At 41.4% G+C, this 16,636-nt stretch carries 18 protein-coding genes; 6 read left to right on the top strand and 12 right to left on the bottom strand.

Going from position 1 to position 16,636, the window contains the following annotated elements:
• Positions 1-6 precede the first annotated feature (6 nt).
• The 3 genes from RE474_RS06130 to RE474_RS06120 all read right to left on the bottom strand — a co-directional run bounded on the left by RE474_RS06130 (position 7) and on the right by RE474_RS06120 (position 2,121).
• A complete protein-coding gene (locus tag RE474_RS06130; protein WP_309312083.1) occupies positions 7-714 on the bottom strand; it encodes a class I SAM-dependent methyltransferase in 708 nt (235 codons plus the stop codon).
• Between the two features lie 128 nt (positions 715-842).
• Positions 843-1,145 (bottom strand): DUF8060 family membrane protein, encoded by a 303-nt coding sequence (locus RE474_RS06125; protein WP_309312082.1) that lies wholly within the window; start codon positions 1,143-1,145, stop codon positions 843-845.
• Positions 1,138-2,121 (bottom strand): DUF7490 domain-containing protein, encoded by a 984-nt coding sequence (locus RE474_RS06120; RefSeq protein ID WP_309312081.1) that lies wholly within the window; start codon positions 2,119-2,121, stop codon positions 1,138-1,140. Before RE474_RS06120 ends, RE474_RS06125 begins: the two co-directional genes overlap by 8 nt.
• Before the next feature lie 252 nt (positions 2,122-2,373).
• Between RE474_RS06120 and RE474_RS06115 the strand changes: the two genes are divergently transcribed.
• The gene (locus RE474_RS06115) at positions 2,374-3,270 is read left to right on the top strand and encodes a cation diffusion facilitator family transporter (protein WP_309312080.1); all 897 of its coding nucleotides are present in this window, start codon (positions 2,374-2,376) and stop codon (positions 3,268-3,270) included.
• 16 nt (positions 3,271-3,286) lie between these two features.
• On the opposite strand, the gene RE474_RS06110 is transcribed toward RE474_RS06115, so the two are convergent.
• Positions 3,287-3,574, bottom strand: coding sequence for a MazG nucleotide pyrophosphohydrolase domain-containing protein (locus tag RE474_RS06110; protein ID WP_309312079.1), 288 nt, complete (start codon positions 3,572-3,574; stop codon positions 3,287-3,289).
• A gap of 29 nt (positions 3,575-3,603) precedes the next feature.
• Complete coding sequence (hisF, locus tag RE474_RS06105) at positions 3,604-4,425, bottom strand: imidazole glycerol phosphate synthase subunit HisF (RefSeq protein ID WP_309312078.1); 822 nt, start codon at positions 4,423-4,425, stop codon at positions 3,604-3,606.
• Between the two features lie 341 nt (positions 4,426-4,766).
• Between hisF and RE474_RS06100 the strand changes: the two genes are divergently transcribed.
• On the top strand, positions 4,767-4,982 hold the full coding sequence (locus RE474_RS06100) for a hypothetical protein (protein ID WP_309312077.1): 216 nt from the start codon (positions 4,767-4,769) through the stop codon (positions 4,980-4,982).
• 14 nt (positions 4,983-4,996) lie between these two features.
• Here RE474_RS06100 and RE474_RS06095 read toward each other — a convergent pair whose 3' ends face one another.
• The 6 genes from RE474_RS06095 to RE474_RS06070 all read right to left on the bottom strand — a co-directional run bounded on the left by RE474_RS06095 (position 4,997) and on the right by RE474_RS06070 (position 12,147).
• Positions 4,997-5,416 carry a hypothetical protein gene (locus tag RE474_RS06095; protein WP_309312076.1) on the bottom strand — a complete coding sequence of 140 codons (420 nt, stop codon included), beginning with the start codon at positions 5,414-5,416 and terminating at the stop codon, positions 4,997-4,999.
• Positions 5,417-5,721: 305 nt separating this feature from the next.
• Positions 5,722-6,429: a DUF1614 domain-containing protein gene (locus RE474_RS06090; RefSeq protein ID WP_309312075.1), complete on the bottom strand. Its 708-nt coding sequence runs from the start codon at positions 6,427-6,429 to the stop codon at positions 5,722-5,724.
• A gap of 111 nt (positions 6,430-6,540) precedes the next feature.
• The gene (locus RE474_RS06085) at positions 6,541-7,029 is read right to left on the bottom strand and encodes a bifunctional nuclease family protein (RefSeq protein WP_309312074.1); all 489 of its coding nucleotides are present in this window, start codon (positions 7,027-7,029) and stop codon (positions 6,541-6,543) included.
• A gap of 40 nt (positions 7,030-7,069) precedes the next feature.
• Positions 7,070-10,708: a hydantoinase B/oxoprolinase family protein gene (locus tag RE474_RS06080; RefSeq protein ID WP_309312211.1), complete on the bottom strand. Its 3,639-nt coding sequence runs from the start codon at positions 10,706-10,708 to the stop codon at positions 7,070-7,072.
• A 99-nt stretch (positions 10,709-10,807) separates the two neighbouring features.
• Positions 10,808-11,467, bottom strand: coding sequence for a protein-L-isoaspartate O-methyltransferase (locus tag RE474_RS06075; RefSeq protein ID WP_309312073.1), 660 nt, complete (start codon positions 11,465-11,467; stop codon positions 10,808-10,810).
• Positions 11,434-12,147: an HVO_0476 family zinc finger protein gene (locus RE474_RS06070; protein ID WP_309312072.1), complete on the bottom strand. Its 714-nt coding sequence runs from the start codon at positions 12,145-12,147 to the stop codon at positions 11,434-11,436. Before RE474_RS06070 ends, RE474_RS06075 begins: the two co-directional genes overlap by 34 nt.
• Before the next feature lie 160 nt (positions 12,148-12,307).
• On the opposite strand from RE474_RS06070, the gene RE474_RS06065 reads away from it, so the two are divergent.
• The 4 genes from RE474_RS06065 to RE474_RS06050 all read left to right on the top strand — a co-directional run bounded on the left by RE474_RS06065 (position 12,308) and on the right by RE474_RS06050 (position 16,068).
• Complete coding sequence (locus RE474_RS06065) at positions 12,308-14,236, top strand: PAS domain S-box protein (RefSeq protein WP_309312071.1); 1,929 nt, start codon at positions 12,308-12,310, stop codon at positions 14,234-14,236.
• Positions 14,237-14,393: 157 nt separating this feature from the next.
• Positions 14,394-15,215: a hypothetical protein gene (locus RE474_RS06060; protein ID WP_309312070.1), complete on the top strand. Its 822-nt coding sequence runs from the start codon at positions 14,394-14,396 to the stop codon at positions 15,213-15,215.
• A gap of 51 nt (positions 15,216-15,266) precedes the next feature.
• A complete protein-coding gene (locus RE474_RS06055; protein WP_309312069.1) occupies positions 15,267-15,536 on the top strand; it encodes a hypothetical protein in 270 nt (89 codons plus the stop codon).
• A gap of 1 nt (position 15,537) precedes the next feature.
• On the top strand, positions 15,538-16,068 hold the full coding sequence (locus RE474_RS06050) for a winged helix-turn-helix transcriptional regulator (protein WP_309312068.1): 531 nt from the start codon (positions 15,538-15,540) through the stop codon (positions 16,066-16,068).
• A gap of 23 nt (positions 16,069-16,091) precedes the next feature.
• Here RE474_RS06050 and RE474_RS06045 read toward each other — a convergent pair whose 3' ends face one another.
• On the bottom strand, positions 16,092-16,616 hold the full coding sequence (locus RE474_RS06045; RefSeq protein ID WP_309312067.1) for a GNAT family N-acetyltransferase: 525 nt from the start codon (positions 16,614-16,616) through the stop codon (positions 16,092-16,094).
• Positions 16,617-16,636 lie beyond the last annotated feature (20 nt).

The following is a 16,636-nucleotide window of genomic DNA, read 5'->3' as shown; positions in this document are numbered from 1 at the left end:
AAAAAATCACTCTTTGATACAAAGGTAGGTTGCCATGAAACCATTCTGATGGTCAAATTCCTCAATTCTAAAACCTGCCTGTTCGATTAGTCCTTTCATGACCCAGTCGAATGTGGAGTATTCTTCCTTGATGTGAAGTTTCATTTCACTGACTATCTCATCTCCTGATTCAGGTGGTATATTCTGGAATATCTGCAAGAAATAAACATCAAAATCAGGAATCTCTGATGAAAAGACTACATCTTTCAGGAAGAACTTTCCTCCTCTTTTAAGCATTGAGTGGATGTTCTTCAGAGCTATAAGTTTCCAGAAGTCCGGCAGGTGGTGTAGTACAAGCTGAGTTACAACAGCATCATATTTCGTCTCTTCTGGGTCAAATGTCAGAAATCCTGCCTTGATGAATTTGACATTGTCTCTCTGTTTTGACTTTGCTTTTTTCTCTGCAAAATCAAGCATCATCTGTGAAATATCCAATGCAGTTACCAGTTTGCAATGCTTTGAAAGCTCAATAGAAAATTCACCTGTTCCGCATCCGATTTCCAGAATCTCATCATCTGGCTGGATATCGATGAGTTCACACATGTTTTTAGCTTCTTCTGCAATGTTGCGGATGGTTGCCATTTTCCTGTCGTAGTTCAGAACCTCTTCTTCACTTCCGTAATCCGTTCCTATCTGGATTAATTCATCGTAATACCATTCAGGTAATTCTTTCATAGGTATTCCTTCTGTGTCCTCTTATATCTTTTAAATAAATAATTAATTGTTGGTAGATCAAATTGATTAGGAAACTGGTAATATTAGCAGAAAAGTGAGGATTAAATAAGAAAAGAGAGGAAAAGAAATCAGTTCTTTTCCTTTTTCAGGAAAAATCTATTAAGTACAAGAAGTCCGGCAATGATGACTACCAGATAGTACAGTGATCTGAAGATTGGTCTGTACTGATATTCAAACCACATGCTGATTATTTCACTAACTGAAAAATACAACTGAAGCGTTGCGAGAGCAATGATAATGCCTACAAGTGCAAGCATCCCATTCCTGAAATGTTCCTGAGCCGTCTTTTCTTTCTTCTCCTTTTTTTCTCTTTTAGGAGTAAAACTTACTATCTCTTCCTTCACTTCTACACTTTCATTTTCCTCACTCATGTAATCTCCTCCTCACCAGGTATAGTGCTGTTATAATACCAATTACTGCAAACGAACCTGTAAATCCTGGACTCTCTTCCTCTGCTGTCTCTTCGGCAACAGCATAATCCCAATTGTAGTCCTCTTCCTCTTCCACAAGGAAGTCGGCTGTATTGATATTCTTGTTCTGCACAAGCTGGTCCCTGTCAATCACTTTTTCCGGGTTTAGCTGCACATAATCCTCGTCGGTCTTGACAATGGTGTTGCCATCCCATACACTTATCTCCACAGCATAGTTGTAACCGGCAGGAACCGTAAGATTAACGCTTCTGATGACTGTTTCTTCCGGTTCTATCTCCCCGGAGCTTATCCATTCCTTATCTGCAACAAGGCGTGCATCCATTTCCCGTGCCTTGATCAGTATGCGATAATCCCTGGAAGTTTCAATTCCTTCGTTCTTGAGATAAATGTCATTCTGGATGACAACTCCTTTGGAGCTTGTTTCTCGCACCAGGAAATCAATAGTTTCTATCTGGATGCCGGTATCCTGCATGTCGCTCTGCAGGGTATCGAGTCCTGAAAGTGTCATCCACCTCTCATAGTTCAGTTTCCCATCATCCATGATGGTTGTACTGATACGGTAGTCCCCACTTTTCAGAAGGCTTATACTCTGGCTAACAGCCTTTGTTTCCCATTGTTCTATTGGTCCTATCCTTGCTTCCTGTTTCTTCTCAAGAAGTCCGGTATTTTTGTTGAATATTTTCAGGACAACGCTTGCATTACTGTCACTGTCAGAACCCATGTTCTCTACGTAAGTGGTCACATTGAGCCAGACATAAGTGCTTTTGACACTGTCTGCTGATATCTCAACGTCTCTTACCCCCAAATTAGAGCCTTTTTGTTCACCGAAGTCACGCAGGCATCCGCTGGAGACTGTGAAAAAGGCGATAATAATTAGAATAAGAATGAAACGTATACTGTTCTCTTTCTGTTTCATTGATGTTTCTCCCATGATACTACAAAACGTTACTATTTAAATATTATTGGGTGTTCGCAGAAAAAAATAGAATGTGGCTTTTTTTGTTAACCTTCTCAATATAGGTTCGCAAAATATCATTTTGAATATATACATATTAGAGGGGCAAATAAGGATTAAAGGACATTTTAAAAGATTATGGGGATCAAAAGAGTTGCAAAAGCTTAAATAGACTTCAATTCTACTCTATTTACATAAAAGGGACGCATAATTATGCAGAATAGTGACGGAAGAAGCAAAACTGCAGTAAAAGTGACTACAAATGGGATGATCTTTAATATTTTCCTGACACTTTTCAAATTCATTGCCGGAATAACGGGACACAGTTCGGCAATGATTGCTGATGCTGTCCATTCATTTTCTGATTTTATTACTGATATCGTGGTAATTTTCGGGCTCAAAGCTGCCGGAAAACCTGCTGACCACAATCATCATTACGGTCATGGAAAGATCGAAACTCTTTGCGCGGCCTTTGTAGGCATAGTTCTTTTTATAATTGGTTTTGAAATATTGCAGAGTGGTATGAGCAAGATACTTTTTGTAGCTGGTGGTGGCAACCTTGAACAACCCGGAGCTATTGCCCTTATTGCTGCAGTAGTATCTATTCTTACAAAAGAAGGTTTATACCGCTACACACTGAGTGCCGGCAGGTCTATAAAAAGCGATGCGATGATTGCAAATGCATGGCATCATCGTTCAGACGCATTTTCTTCTGTGGGAACAATGATAGGCATCGGCGGAGCAATGATCCTCGGGGGCAGATGGGTAATTCTTGACCCTTTAGCAGCGGTCATACTGAGTTATTTTATATTCAAGGTCGCATTTGAAATCTCTTATGCAAACATCAATGAACTTACCGAAGCAGCTCCGGATATTGATATTGTTGATGAGATAAGTCATATTATTGTGTCGACTGAAGGCGTCAGGGACTTCCACAAGCTCAAAGCAAGAAAGATAGGTAGTAACATAGCAACTGATGTACATATTCAGGTAGATAAAGATCTAAGTCTTATCGAAGCTCATAACATATGCACTGAAGTTGAGAATAGGTTACGTGCAAAGTTCGGAATGGACAGTATACTGTACATCCATTGCGAACCTGACATGTAACTAATGTCAATGTTTTTCAGTCCGTACAGATGCACGGATTTTGTTTGCATGTAGGACAATGGTCCGGATATTTTTCCAGAAATGCAGCTTCAAGGTCGATATCATAGAGGTTTGCCAGGGCTCCTATCCATGCAAAACAGTCTGCAAGCTCTTCCCTGATATTATCCATGTCTTCCCTGCGGATAGCTTCCGCAAGTTCTCCTATCTCCTCCACAAGCCAGAGCGTTGTTGCAGCTGCACCTCTTCTCCTGTCGTTGTGGGCGTAAAGGTCGTACATACGTTTTTGGAATTCAGAGATTTCCATGTCTTGTCTCCTGAAAATTTAGCTGGATTTTAAAGCCTTACAGGAATGCCCTTTTCTTTGAGATGCTCTTTGACATCGTTGACGGTGTATTCTCCGAAGTGGAATATACTTGCTGCAAGTGCTGCATCGGCTTTTCCTTTTGTGAAGCCTTCGTACATGTGCTCGGGATTACCTACTCCGCCGGATGCGATGATCGGGATCTCGAGTTCCTCTGAAAGCTTCTTTGTGATAGGGATATCAAAACCGTCATAGGTTCCATCCTTATCCATGCTTGTAAGAAGTATCTCGCCGGAACCCAGTTCCTCTACTTTCTTTGCCCACTGGACAGCATCTATTCCGGTTGGTTGCCTGCCGCCGTAGATAACAACCTCATACCATGCAGGGGTACCGTCCTCAAGTTCAAGGATGGTCTTGTCAGGATTGTTTTCAACATCAAGGTTACGTTTGCAGTCGATTGCTGTGACGATGCACTGGGCACCGAATATCTCCGATGATTCCTTAATAAGATCAGGATTCTTCACGGCTGCTGTGTTTATGGATACCTTGTCGGCACCTGCCCTGAGGATCTGGCGTATGTCCTCGATGGAGTTTATTCCGCCGCCTACTGTAAGTGGAATGAAAACTTCGTTTGCAGTTCTCTCGATGACCTTGACCATGGTTCCTCTGCCTTCATGGGATGCGGTAATGTCAAGGAATACAAGCTCATCAGCACCCTGCTCATTATATCTCTTGGCGAGTTCCACAGGATCTCCTGCTTTTCTCAGGTCTACGAATTCTATTCCCTTGACAACGGTTCCGCCTTCCTCATCAAGCGTAACGTCAAGACATGGTATGATCCTTTTTGTAAGCATGTATGACTTTGTCCCTTTCACTGCATTTGATTATTTGTTTCTGCCGACAGATTGGCAGATGCTGTATTTAATAAGAAGACATCGAGTTTTTATTTAATACTTGTTGTGGGGTCAAATATTGGTTAATTAGAAATACAGAGCCGCAACTTCTTATACTTCTAAACATGTAGTACTAATTATTGTACTTATCACAATACCACAAGTAAAATTTATATGACATTATAGTATCTTTCTTACAAATGTGTCGTTATATTAATAGCCACAAAAGAATGCCTAATAAAAACTGGTATTATGTACTATTAGGTTTCTTTCTTCTTTTGTTTTTATTCTTTTATCCTTATATGGGAGGAGATAGCTTTGCCGTAGCAATTATCTCTGCACTCTTCGTTTCAATGTTCGTTACTCTCTGGCTTCTTGCTGTGCATCTTTTGTGGAACTCAGACAGTCTCATACTGAAAATATTGGCTATTATTATTGGCGGCCTACCCATGGTGTTACTTGCCATTTTCATCCAGTTTATCTATGAGAATTTGATTCTGGAAAGAAAAGTGAGTTAAAGTTTTTCAGTTGATCAATAGTGTGTTGCAACATACTCGATTTCAAACTCTTCACTTTCATTATACAGTTCAAAGATAACACAGGTTGAAATTGCAGGCTGAAGATGATCGTAGACCTCTTTTCCCTCAGATGCCACCATATATGTGTAGTCTGATGATGAGTAAAATATGTCTTCCTCTCTGAAAGGGTCTATCCATTTTATTATGAGACTGACAGGTTTTTTAATTTCTATTGTTTCTCCCGGTTGAAGTTGGTAATATCTCTGCCATGAATACTCTCCATTTTCACTGGTAATGCTTGTGGTGATTTCGTGTGCGTATTGATCATCGTTAGTAATTGTGTAAAATGGTTCGATTGATGGGAAAAAGGATAAAGTTATGATTAATAGGAAATAGGCTATTGTGATTGCCTTAGTTTTATTCTCTTGGTCCACTTTTTCACCTTAATGCAGGATATGTATTTATTGATGTCCTACATATTGAATATTTGTTGTAATTATTTATAATTAGTCACAATGTGTATTTTTATATCTTACAATATTCCTCATTAAAGAGTAATGCAAGAAGTAATGAGCAGAAATAGACTAAATCTCGAAGAACAAAAGCGTATCGTAGCCAAGGTAGATCAGCTTATGGGACTCTGCGACCGGCTTGAATCTGATATAAGGCAGGCGTAGGAGGATGGGGAAAGGTTGATGGAAGCGGCTGTGAGCAATCTTCTTAGTTCTTAATTTTCATATTACACCAACAGCACCGCAATAACCCCTGCCAAAAACACACCATCAAAAGTTCCAGCGCCGCCAATACTGACCACAGGCGCACCAAGCTTTGTGATTGCGCGCATGTTCAGCAGGTCGGCTCCGATGAGGGTTCCAAGGGTGCCGCTGATGTAGGCTACTGCGAAGATGAGGTCGTGCTGGATGCCGGTGGAGTAGACTATCAGAATGGAGCTCAGGGCAGCGGCAATTGGCGGGAGAAGTGCAGGGGAAACGATTCCCACACCTTTTACAGGTCTTGCGACTGCTTTTGTGATGAAGGCAACTATCAGGGTTGCGTAGAGGACCTCGATTGCAGAACCGGGGAAAAGTCTCAGCAGGTAAATGGAAACGATAGTTGGTATAAGGGCACCGCCTACGTTAATGGCTATTGTTGTCCTGGTTTTGTGAGTTTCCTTGAAAGGCACCCTGTATGAAACACCAAAGATCTTGACATACTTGCTATTCTCGATCGGTGTTTCAGTTTCAAGGGTTTTAAGAGGGATATTGATGCTGCTTCCAATAAGAGATGCAAGAAGCAGGATAAGAGCATCGTTCCATGAGAAGCCGATTTTACTGAAGGCGCTGCTAACCAGCCCGTAAAAGAGCACGGAAATGCTAAACGCCAGCACAAAGGCTAGTATGATAGTGAAAACAAACGTAAAAGGATTATAGAATATCCGATGCCTCATAGCATAATGTCCTAATTCTCAGTATATACTTTTTGTGGGTTTTTGATCTTAAAGCAAAGAATGAATATAACTGCAATATCTCTGAAAATCTAAAATCCAGAAAACTAAAGCTCAGGCAAATCCTGTGATCGCCTTTGAACCTGTAAAATTCTCCTTACTGATAGCATCTTCGTTAAACACATCTTCGCTTATCAGAATAGGAGCATTATTACGGAGGGCGATTGCGATACAATCACTTGGCCTTGCATCGAATTCCATGCTATTGCCATCCTTTTTCAGGGTCATCCTGGCATAATAGATATTGTCTTTCTTTTCATCTATCAGGATCCTCTCAACCTCGGCCTCAAGCCTTGAAAGTATGGAAACAATAAGATCATGTGTCATGGGCCTTGGCATCGTCTCATTCTTCATCACCGAACTGATAGACAAAGCCTCAGACTGTCCTATATGTATCGGCATTATCATTCCCTCCTTATCCTCAAGCATCACCGCAGGCACAGCCCTGCCAAAGATGTTTATCATGTAAACACCCTTTACGGTAACTTCCTTTATGTCGCTTCCAGTGTCCATATTATTAACAACAGCCTTCCCTTTTCGCAATATTTCCCTAAGCCCACAGATGTTTAATTATTATCCTTACTTAACTCTTTCTTTTCATTCGTGTGCCAAAACCACCTGCTCCGGGAGTTTCAATAACGAAAACATCACCTTCGTTCATCTCCGTGATGTCCCTGCCACCAAGTTCCTCTATCTGTGAATCTCCGGTTCTGATGATGTAATTTCTTCCGATCTGTCCATTCTCACCACCATTCAATCCCTGTGGTGCAAACTTCCTGTGACTGGAAATAATAGCAGCTCTCATAGGTTTCAGGAACCTTATCTTCCTGACAACACCCTCTCCTCCACGATATTCCCCATCCCCACCGCTACCTTCACGAATGGAAAACTCCTCAACCCTCACCGGGAATCTCCATTCCAGGACCTCCGGGTCAGTGATCCTTGAATTTGTCATATGGGTCTGCACAGCACTGGTCCCGTCAAATCCTTCTCCTGCACCGGAACCACCACAGATGGTCTCATAATACTGGAACTCCTCATCTCCAAAAGTGAAATTATTCATGGTCCCCTGAGAGCCTGCCATAACTCCTAAAGCTGCGAAAAGTGAATCAACGATATACTGCGAGGTCTCAACATTTCCGGCCACCACAGCCGCAGGATATTCAGGGTTCAGAATACTGCCTTCGGGAATAGTTATCCTGAGCGGCCTCATACAGCCTTCATTAAGTGGAATGTCCCTGTCAACAAGTGATCTGAAAACATAGAGCACAGCAGCCTTACAAACCGCAACAGGAGCGTTCAGGTTTCCAATATGCTGTCCTGAAGTGCCGGTAAAGTCAATATGAGCTTCCCTGTTCTCATGGTCAATACTAACTTTTACAGATACAATAGTCCCGTCATCAAAGGAAAGTGAGTATTCTCCGTCTTTTAAAACTTCAATAACCCTTCTGACAGATTCTTCAGCATTATCCATCACATGCTGCATATATGCCTGTACAGTTTCCATTGAAAAGTGCTCAACAAGCTTCAAAAGCTCTCTTACACCTTTCTCATTTGCAGCTACCTGTGCCTTCAGGTCAGCAATATTCTGGAACGGATTTCGCGCAGGATATTTTCCCGAATTCAGCCACTCTGCAACCTCATCTTCAAGGAATTTCCCGTCAGCAACAATAAGTTTTCCTCCGGTAATCACACCTTCCTCTTCAATGTGCCTGCTCTCAGGAGGGATCGATCCCGGCGTCACTCCTCCAATATCGGCATGGTGTCCCCTTGAAGCTACATAGAACTCAACATCTCCATCATGGAATACAGGAGTTATGACCGTAATATCCGGCAGATGCGTTCCACCCTCAAACGGAGAATTCAGCATGAAAACATCACCTTCTTCCATATCAGGAAACTTCCTGATCATCGCCTTGACACTCTCTCCCATGGAACCCAAATGCACAGGTATGTGAGGTGCATTGGCTATCAGATCTCCTTTCCTGTTAAAAACCGCACATGAAAAATCAAGTCTCTCCTTGATATTAACTGAATAGGCAGTATTCTGGAGAGTATACCCCATCTGCTGTGCAATGGACATGAACCTGTTATTGAATATCTCAAGCATCACAGGGTCAGCTTCGGTTCCTACCGATTCTCTCTTAGGCAGGGGAACAACCCTTTCAAGCACTAATTCCTGACCTTTTCTGAGTTCTACTTTCCATCCGGGTTCGATTATTACAGTTGTGTTAGTTTCAACGATCACAGCCGGCCCGGTGATTCCATTTCCACCATCTTTTAGTTCCTCTCGTCTGTGAACAGGTGTTTTATGGAATCCACCACAAGTGTACATTGTCGTTTCAAGCAACCCTGTATTTTCTTCCCCTCCTGAAAGCGAACTGTTAGAAAGAGAACCATCCTGCATTTTCTCCCCGGAACCTATTATTTCCGTAGAAACTGCTTCTATGAAGAGCTCCTTGTTCTCCATTACAAAACCAAAACGGCTTTTGTGTTCATTCTCAAAGGTACTTTTAATCTTACTTTCAGAGCCAAAATCAACAATAATAGAAGTTCCTGCATCCTTATACTTTACATGAACCTTGTGCAGTGCACTTATATCCTCATCTGCAACACCCTGCATTACCATCTCTTTCCTGCCGGTTCTTTCAAGCTCGGCAACAACACCATGGAGCTCTTCGATCAGGCCACTTTCAAGTTTTGTCTCTATGGCCTGCTCTTTCATTATTCTCTGGTCTGCAAGTCCCATTCCATAAGCCGAAAGCACACCTGCCAGGGGATGTATCAATATCTTACTTATTCCCAGTGCATCTGCAACACCACAGGCATGTTGCGCACCTGCTCCTCCAAAGCAGCAAAGGGCGTATTCTTTAGTATCATAGCCGCGCTGGATGGATATTTTCTTGATGGCATTTGCCATATTTTCAATAGCAATTTTCAGGAAACCTTCGGCAACCTGCTCAGCACTGTGATTCTCTCCGGTAAATTCGCTGACTTCTTGTGCCAGAGCAGAAAACTTCTTTTTAACAAGCTCGGAATCAAGCGGCATGTCTGCGTCATGTCCGAAAACATGCGGGAAATGCTTTGGGTCAATTTTGCCAAGCATCAGATTACAGTCTGTAATTGTGAGAGGCCCGCCTTTCCTGTAACATGCAGGCCCGGGTTCAGACCCTGCGGAATCCGGTCCGACCCTGAATCTTCCTGCATCGAAATGAAGGATAGAACCTCCACCTGCTGCAACGGTATGAATGTAAAGCATGGGTGAGCGGAGGTGAACACCGGCAATTTCCGTCTCAAAACTCCTCTCGTACTCTCCATTGTAGTGAGCTACATCTGTGGAAGTACCGCCCATGTCAAAAGTGACAATTTTATCAAAACCTGCTTTCCTGGAAGTTTCCACAGCTCCTACAATACCACCGGCAGGCCCGGATAGAATACAGTCCTTGCCTCTGAACTGGCTTGCTTCTACAAGTCCACCGCTTGACTGCATGAACATGAGTTTTGTATTGTTACCTCCGGCTTCAAGGGTGGCAGTTATCATATTGATATATCTTTTGAGCACCGGGGAAAGATATGCATCCACAACCGTGGTTTCACCACTGCTTATGAATTTCATGAGCGGACTGACCTCGTGTGAAAGTGATATCTGGGTAAATCCTATTTCCTCTGCAATATCATGAAGCTGGATCTCATGTTCCGGATATCTGTAAGCATGCATCAGTACGATGGCAATGGAACGTATTCCTGATCGGTATATTCTCTCAAGTTCCAATCGTGCATTTTCAGTATCTACAGCTTCTAATTCTTCACCGGATGCACTGTATCGCTCATTTATTTCGATTACCTCATCATAAAGCAGATCCGGAAGCTCGATCTTCAGGGCAAAGATGTCAGGCCTGTTCTGGTATCCTATTCTGAGTGCATCCCTGGAACCTCTGGTAATTACCAGCGCAGTAGGCTCACCTTTACGTTCAAGCAATGCGTTTGTTCCCACGGTGGTTCCCATTTTGATGGAAGCGATGTCCTCAGTTGGGAGTACATCTTCAGAACCCAAGCCGAGAATAGTCCTGATACCATGAATTGCAGCATCGGTATAATGTTCGGGGTCAACTGAAAGTAGTTTGTGGGCAATCAATTGTCCGTCAGGTTTGCGGGCAACAACATCAGTGAATGTGCCTCCCCTATCTATCCAGAATTGCCATTTTTTGTTGATTGGGGTCATCATATTTCCATCAATGAGCGATTTGTAATTTTATAAAATATGCTACGCTAAATGAACTCATCTCAATAAAAATATTTTTGCCCTGGATGCTGCATTATATTATCTGTCACCACAAAGCATGTTGAAACCATGGTCTCCTACAAGGGGTACGAATATCACTCCGCCACGATCCTCTTTTATGATATTTCCTTCCATATCCTTTTTGATAAGGTAGAGGCGTTGGTATGCTTTTCCTTCAGGAATTGCCATAATTCCACCTGGTTTAAGCTGCTCTATGAGAGGTAGTGGAGTGCATGGAGCAGATGCAGTCACGCATATACGGTCGTAGGGTGCATGTTCGGGAAGGCCCAGAGAACCGTCTGCGCATATGACCTCAACATTGGAGTAACCTGCTTTTTTCAGATTATCCTGCGCAAAAACAGCAAGCTTTTCAAGCCTTTCAATAGAATAGATTTTTCCCTTTGAACCGATTATCTCTGCCATTACTGCAGCGTTGTAACCGGAACCGGCACCTATCTCAAGTATTGTTAGTCCTTCCTGAAGATCAAGAAGGTCACACATCATAGCCACCATATGTGGTGCTGATATTGTTTGTGCGTAGCCTATGGGCAAAGGATGGTCAACATAGGCGTTCGCTATTTGAACTGAAGGTACGAAAAGGTGTCTTGGCACCTTTTTCATTGCATTAAGTGTTTTTTCAGATATGTTGTATTCTCTTAGAGAATTTACCAGCTTCTTCCTTTCCCTTTCATACTCCATTGGGTTTTTCCATCTCCCCAGCTCTTTCTCTGCACTTCTTCTGCAAATACTCTCTTTATGAATTTTGCCGCAACTGCGGTGCCTGTTTTAGATTCAAGGCTTCCATCCCGTATCTTTATTTTCTTAATACGAATCTTTGTTTTATCAACAGTTTCTTCCTGACCGATGATAAACTCATATCCACCAGGCACTCTTTTGTGCATTGCTTCAGTATTCCTGCCACGATGCACTGCGATCTTTACCACAACTTCGTCAATAGCTCTGCCCCATATTGTGGTAATCTCAGACGCATTGGCTTTTTGGAGTCTCTTTTCACCGGATTCAATAGCGGTTATCAGCACAGGGAATACTTCATCGGATTCTCCGTCATCTACAATTATTTCATCATCCACAGATACATCTTCTTCAGATGTCAGTAGGGTTATCTGTGTGAAAGACTCTTCACCTTTGTTGATTATTACTTTGACATTGAACGTTTTGACCTTCTCTATCTTAGTAGGATGGACATTTTCACATTCCTGACACTGGACGACAGGGTTCTGTCCTCCTTTTAATACATCATGCGGTACTGCTATTTTTGGTGAGCATACCGGACATACAACTTCAACTTCGTCGTTCATACTCTCAATGATGTCATTGTCTGGAGTATGTAAATAATTATCTGTGACTGCATCTGTCAAAACGATTCAATACTATGATTTATGAAAATAATCAGTTTGTATTACATCAATCTGTATTACTAACAATAATTGATTAAGTGGCTGGAATCTATTAATATGTATCAATTGAATTTTTATATACGAACTATCCATAAAATATACTAGTTGTGTATAATTACTTATGTGGAATGATGGTTTATTGAGACCTTTGATATTTATTGTCAGGAATGGGCCAGATAATAAAAGTCCATTCAAGAGTATTCTTGAGAAGTATTTTGATGTGGTCGATGTTAATCCATATAATTCCATTATGACAGAACTTGATACATTAATACCGGCCCTTATCATTATTGATGTGTCTTTCAATGATCAGGGAGCTTATCAGGTATCTCAGCAGGTAAAATTCTCCGATAAATACCACTTTATACCATTGGCCTTCGTTGGTACTGCTTTTTCCAGCAACGATATAGTGAAACTCATTGAGTCAGGGGCTGATGCTTATTTTGAAGAACCTTTTGATAATGATACTACTATTTCTTATCTGAAAGCTCTCATCAACAAGGGGCAGAAACTAAATAATGTGGTTAACAGGCAGCCAAAAATCCAAAAACAAAATTCCAATGTTAATAATCATGTGCCTGAATATCTGAATTGGGACGATGAAGACCTTTTTAATGCTGCTTCTCAGCAATCAGCAGTAGGAATTGCCTACACGACGACAGAAGGAACTTTCCTGAAAGTTAACGACAGGTTTTGCGAGATTGTGGGCTATACAAGGGATGAACTCCTCTCAAAGAAGTGTATGGATATCACATACCCCGATGAAAACGGAACAGAATCCAATATGCTAAATAGAATGCTTGATGGGGATATTGATTCGTTTGAGATTGAAAAAAGGTACGTCCATAAGTCCGGATATTTTGTGCATGTCCTGATTCATGCAAATCTCCTCTATACTAGTAAAGGTGTTCCTTTTTATATGCGCAGCGTGCTTGATATAACCGATATAAGGACATCTCAGCAACGTCTTAAGAGAAGTGAGGAAAAATACCGCACATACGTTGACAATTCACCTCATCCTATTTTTGTAACTGACATTTTTGGTATGCTTCTGGATGTCAATCCTTCTGCCTGCAACCTGACAGGATATTCTGTTGAAGAACTCATGGGCATGAACATCATTGATCTGTGCAGTCCTGAATCTGTATCTGAAACTACAGATCATTTTCTGAGGGTAGAAACAGAAGGCAAAGCTTCTGGAGAGTTCTTGTTCCTGAAAAAGGATGGCACTGATTTCTATATTCAGATAGAAGCCGTCATGCTGGATGAAAAAAAACTTCTGGCACTTTGTGTGGATACAACTGAGCGCAAGCTTGCCGAGAATCTGTTGACAGAGGCAAAAGTACTTGCAGAAAACGCTTCCAATTCAAAATGTGAGTTTCTGGCTAATATCAGCCATGAGCTCCGCACCCCTCTTTATATTGTAATTGGCTATTCTGATGTATTACTAAGTGAGCTATCTGGAAAATTGAACGAAGATCAAATAAAATATTTTACCCGTATCAAGGAGGCAGGTTCCAGCCTTCTTGAAATCGTAAATTCCCTTATCTATATTGCAGAGATTGAAGCTGGAAACTGTGAACTCGACATTATAAAATTTAATCTGCAGTCGACAGTCGTTGAACTTGAAAAAATATTCCGACCAATAGCTTCCAAGAAGAACATTATGATTGAATTTGAGATAGAGCATGGTCTTGAATCCATCTTTGCAGATGAATGCAAATTCAATGCTATTCTTCATAATTTGCTTGAGAATGCCATTAAATTCAATAAGGAAGGAGGTTTTGTAAAAGTTATTTTCCAAAAGGCCGGCAATGATGTAAACGTACAGGTAATTGATACCGGGATAGGTATCTCTGAAGATAAACAGGAAACATTTTTTGAACCTTTTGTCCAGCTTGACTGGTCACATGCACGCAGATATAGTGGAGTAGGCATCGGTCTTTCCCTTGTAAAAGAACTTGTTGAGATGCATGGTGGAAAGATTTCTCTTGTAAGTAAGGTGGACGAAGGATCAACTTTTACTTTTACAATCCCACAGAATCTGTAACAGTTTTACAGCTTTTTCTTTGAACTATATGCTTCCTCCTCCAATTGTTCGAAGCTTGTACTAGTATTCGATAGCTGTACCATAATTGTTAATATAATCCAGCCGAATTTTGATTTAAGAACCTTTTCCATCTGGAAAGGATAAAGGGAGGATTTAAATGAAGACCAAATTACTTCGAAATTTAGTGGTGCTTCTGGTAGGAGTGGCGCTTGTAACGATGTCGGGTTGCACTGATACGTCTTCACCGGACGAAGTATCTGAAGACACAATGTTGGAAGAATCACCTGACAGTATGGCAGATACAGAAGAAGATGCTGCAATGGAAGAAAATATGACTGAGACTATGGGGGAGTCTGGTTCTGTAATTGATCCTGCAGATTTCACGAATCCTGTTGCAAACCCATATTTCCCTCTTGAAGTTGGTACAACATTCATCCTTGAGGGAGAATCTGATGGCGAGGACATCAGGGTTGAAATATATGTCACTGACCAGACCAAGGAGATAATGGGTGTAACAACCATGGTTATCAGAGATAGGGAATGGGAAGATGGTGAACTTGTGGAAGATACATACGACTGGTTTGCTAATGACAATGAAGGCAACGTCTGGTATTTTGGAGAGGATTCAAAAGAGTATGATGAAGGTGAACTGGTGGGCACGTCAGGCTCCTGGGAAGGAGGTGTTGACGGAGCTGAACCTGGTATTCTTATGAAAGCTAATCCGCAGGTTGGTGATATCTACCAGCAGGAATACTATGAAGGTGAAGCAGAAGACATGGCCGAAGTGCTGAGCCTTGATGCATCTGTTACAGTGGAATACGGTTCATTCGATAACTGTCTGCAGACAAAGGAGTGGACACCCCTTGAGCCAGGAGTTGAAGAACACAAGTACTATGCAAGTGGTATTGGTATCCTTAAAGAGGAAGCTGTTGTCGGTGGCGACGAAGTGCTTGAACTTGTGGAGATTACCATTGAATGAAAGGAAGACCCTGTCTTTCTTTCTGGTTTTTGACAGAGGTGGCAACGCAATATGGAAATCGACAACATAATAGTTCTGGTATCAAGTATTCTGGCATTAGTCCTTTTCTCGATATCCCTTGCTGCGTATATGAGGGAGCGCAGAAGAAAATTACTTTTGGTCACAACTGCATTTTTTGCTTATTTCCTGATGGGGTTTATGGGTTCAACAGAGTCATTTTTCCCTTCAATAGGAGAGACTCTTGAGATATGGGGCAGTATACTCAATTTTGTCGTACTGTTGTTATTTTTCTTTGCCATGGTGACAAAAGAGAAGGTTTGAAATGGAACTCGAGCTTGAAACCCGCAAAAGGATATTTGAAACCATCCGCAGTTCACCGGGAATTCATCTTCGTGAACTGGAAAGAAGTCTTGGTATAGCAGTTGGTAGCCTGCAGTATCATCTTCACTACATGCAAAAAAAGAATATCATTTCAGCACAAAAAGATGAACAATTCCTCCGCTATTTTGTAAGGGATAAAGAGTTGAGTGAAAACGACCGACTGGTCATGTCTTTCCTTCGGAAAAAAGCCTGCAGGCATATTCTTATTACTCTCATGGAAAATCCAGATCTGAATAATAAGGATATTTCTTCAGCCATTGGTCTATCTCCATCTACGGTTTCCTGGCATCTTAACAAACTTGTGGCATCAGGAGTTGTGAATAAAATTATAAATGGCAGGGAAAGTAATTTTGAGGTTATAAACCCTGAGGAAATTACAGAACTGATAATCACCTATAAAAGCAGTTTCTTTGACCGTATGCTCGATAATTTCATTGAGATGTGGGAACTTGACACCGTAAATCACAAGTAAAAACTAAAACTAAAAACCAACTCTCACATTTGTTTTCTCATGATGATCGCATCTGATTTCTCATCATCATCAAAAAAGTATTTTATTACCTGAATTTCCTTGAATCCATTCTTCTCATAGATTTTCCTTGCAGCTATCCAGTTAACAGAAACCATGAGGATTATGCTTGATATTTCATAGTTCCTGTAGATCCTGCTAACGAGTTCTGAGAAAAGAGCATTACCATACCCTTTCCCGCGATACTTTTTCAGAACTGCGATGGATGATATGTAAAGTTCCTTCCCGTCATTTCTGTGAGTTTCAGTAATGTTGTGTCCAAGAACGAATTTTTCAGTTTCTATGTTCTCTGAATAATCCCAGAGTTCCGAGGAAATATATCCTGCAATCTCTCCATCGATGACCATGACAAGAAAACCGTCTGAGAAGCTTTCTATTCTTTCCAGAAAAGTGTCGCTGTTTTCAGCTATATTGGTGTGGAATGACCTATGCTCAACACACATTATCCCTTCAATATCTTCTTTTTCAGCATTCCTTATTGAAATTTTCACAGGATCACCGGTATATTAAG

The sequence above is a fragment of the Methanolobus sediminis genome, assembly GCF_031312595.1.
GTDB lineage: Archaea > Halobacteriota > Methanosarcinia > Methanosarcinales > Methanosarcinaceae > Methanolobus > Methanolobus sediminis.
Note: the sequence above shows the minus strand (reverse complement) of the source record. Positions and strands in the feature narration are given on the sequence as shown.

Coding starts and splice junctions, on each gene's coding strand:
- RE474_RS06050 (WP_309312068.1), top strand. CDS start 15,538: ATGGAACTCGAGCTTGAAACCCGCAAAAGGATATTTGAAACCATCCGC.
- RE474_RS06060 (WP_309312070.1), top strand. CDS start 14,394: ATGAAGACCAAATTACTTCGAAATTTAGTGGTGCTTCTGGTAGGAGTG.
- RE474_RS06130 (WP_309312083.1), bottom strand. CDS start 714: ATGAAAGAATTACCTGAATGGTATTACGATGAATTAATCCAGATAGGA.
- RE474_RS06110 (WP_309312079.1), bottom strand. CDS start 3,574: ATGGAAATCTCTGAATTCCAAAAACGTATGTACGACCTTTACGCCCAC.
- RE474_RS06080 (WP_309312211.1), bottom strand. CDS start 10,708: ATGACCCCAATCAACAAAAAATGGCAATTCTGGATAGATAGGGGAGGC.
- RE474_RS06100 (WP_309312077.1), top strand. CDS start 4,767: ATGGGAGGAGATAGCTTTGCCGTAGCAATTATCTCTGCACTCTTCGTT.
- RE474_RS06055 (WP_309312069.1), top strand. CDS start 15,267: ATGGAAATCGACAACATAATAGTTCTGGTATCAAGTATTCTGGCATTA.
- RE474_RS06065 (WP_309312071.1), top strand. CDS start 12,308: ATGTGGAATGATGGTTTATTGAGACCTTTGATATTTATTGTCAGGAAT.
- RE474_RS06120 (WP_309312081.1), bottom strand. CDS start 2,121: ATGAAACAGAAAGAGAACAGTATACGTTTCATTCTTATTCTAATTATT.
- hisF (WP_309312078.1), bottom strand. CDS start 4,425: ATGCTTACAAAAAGGATCATACCATGTCTTGACGTTACGCTTGATGAG.
- RE474_RS06090 (WP_309312075.1), bottom strand. CDS start 6,429: ATGAGGCATCGGATATTCTATAATCCTTTTACGTTTGTTTTCACTATC.
- RE474_RS06075 (WP_309312073.1), bottom strand. CDS start 11,467: ATGGAGTATGAAAGGGAAAGGAAGAAGCTGGTAAATTCTCTAAGAGAA.
- RE474_RS06115 (WP_309312080.1), top strand. CDS start 2,374: ATGCAGAATAGTGACGGAAGAAGCAAAACTGCAGTAAAAGTGACTACA.
- RE474_RS06125 (WP_309312082.1), bottom strand. CDS start 1,145: ATGAGTGAGGAAAATGAAAGTGTAGAAGTGAAGGAAGAGATAGTAAGT.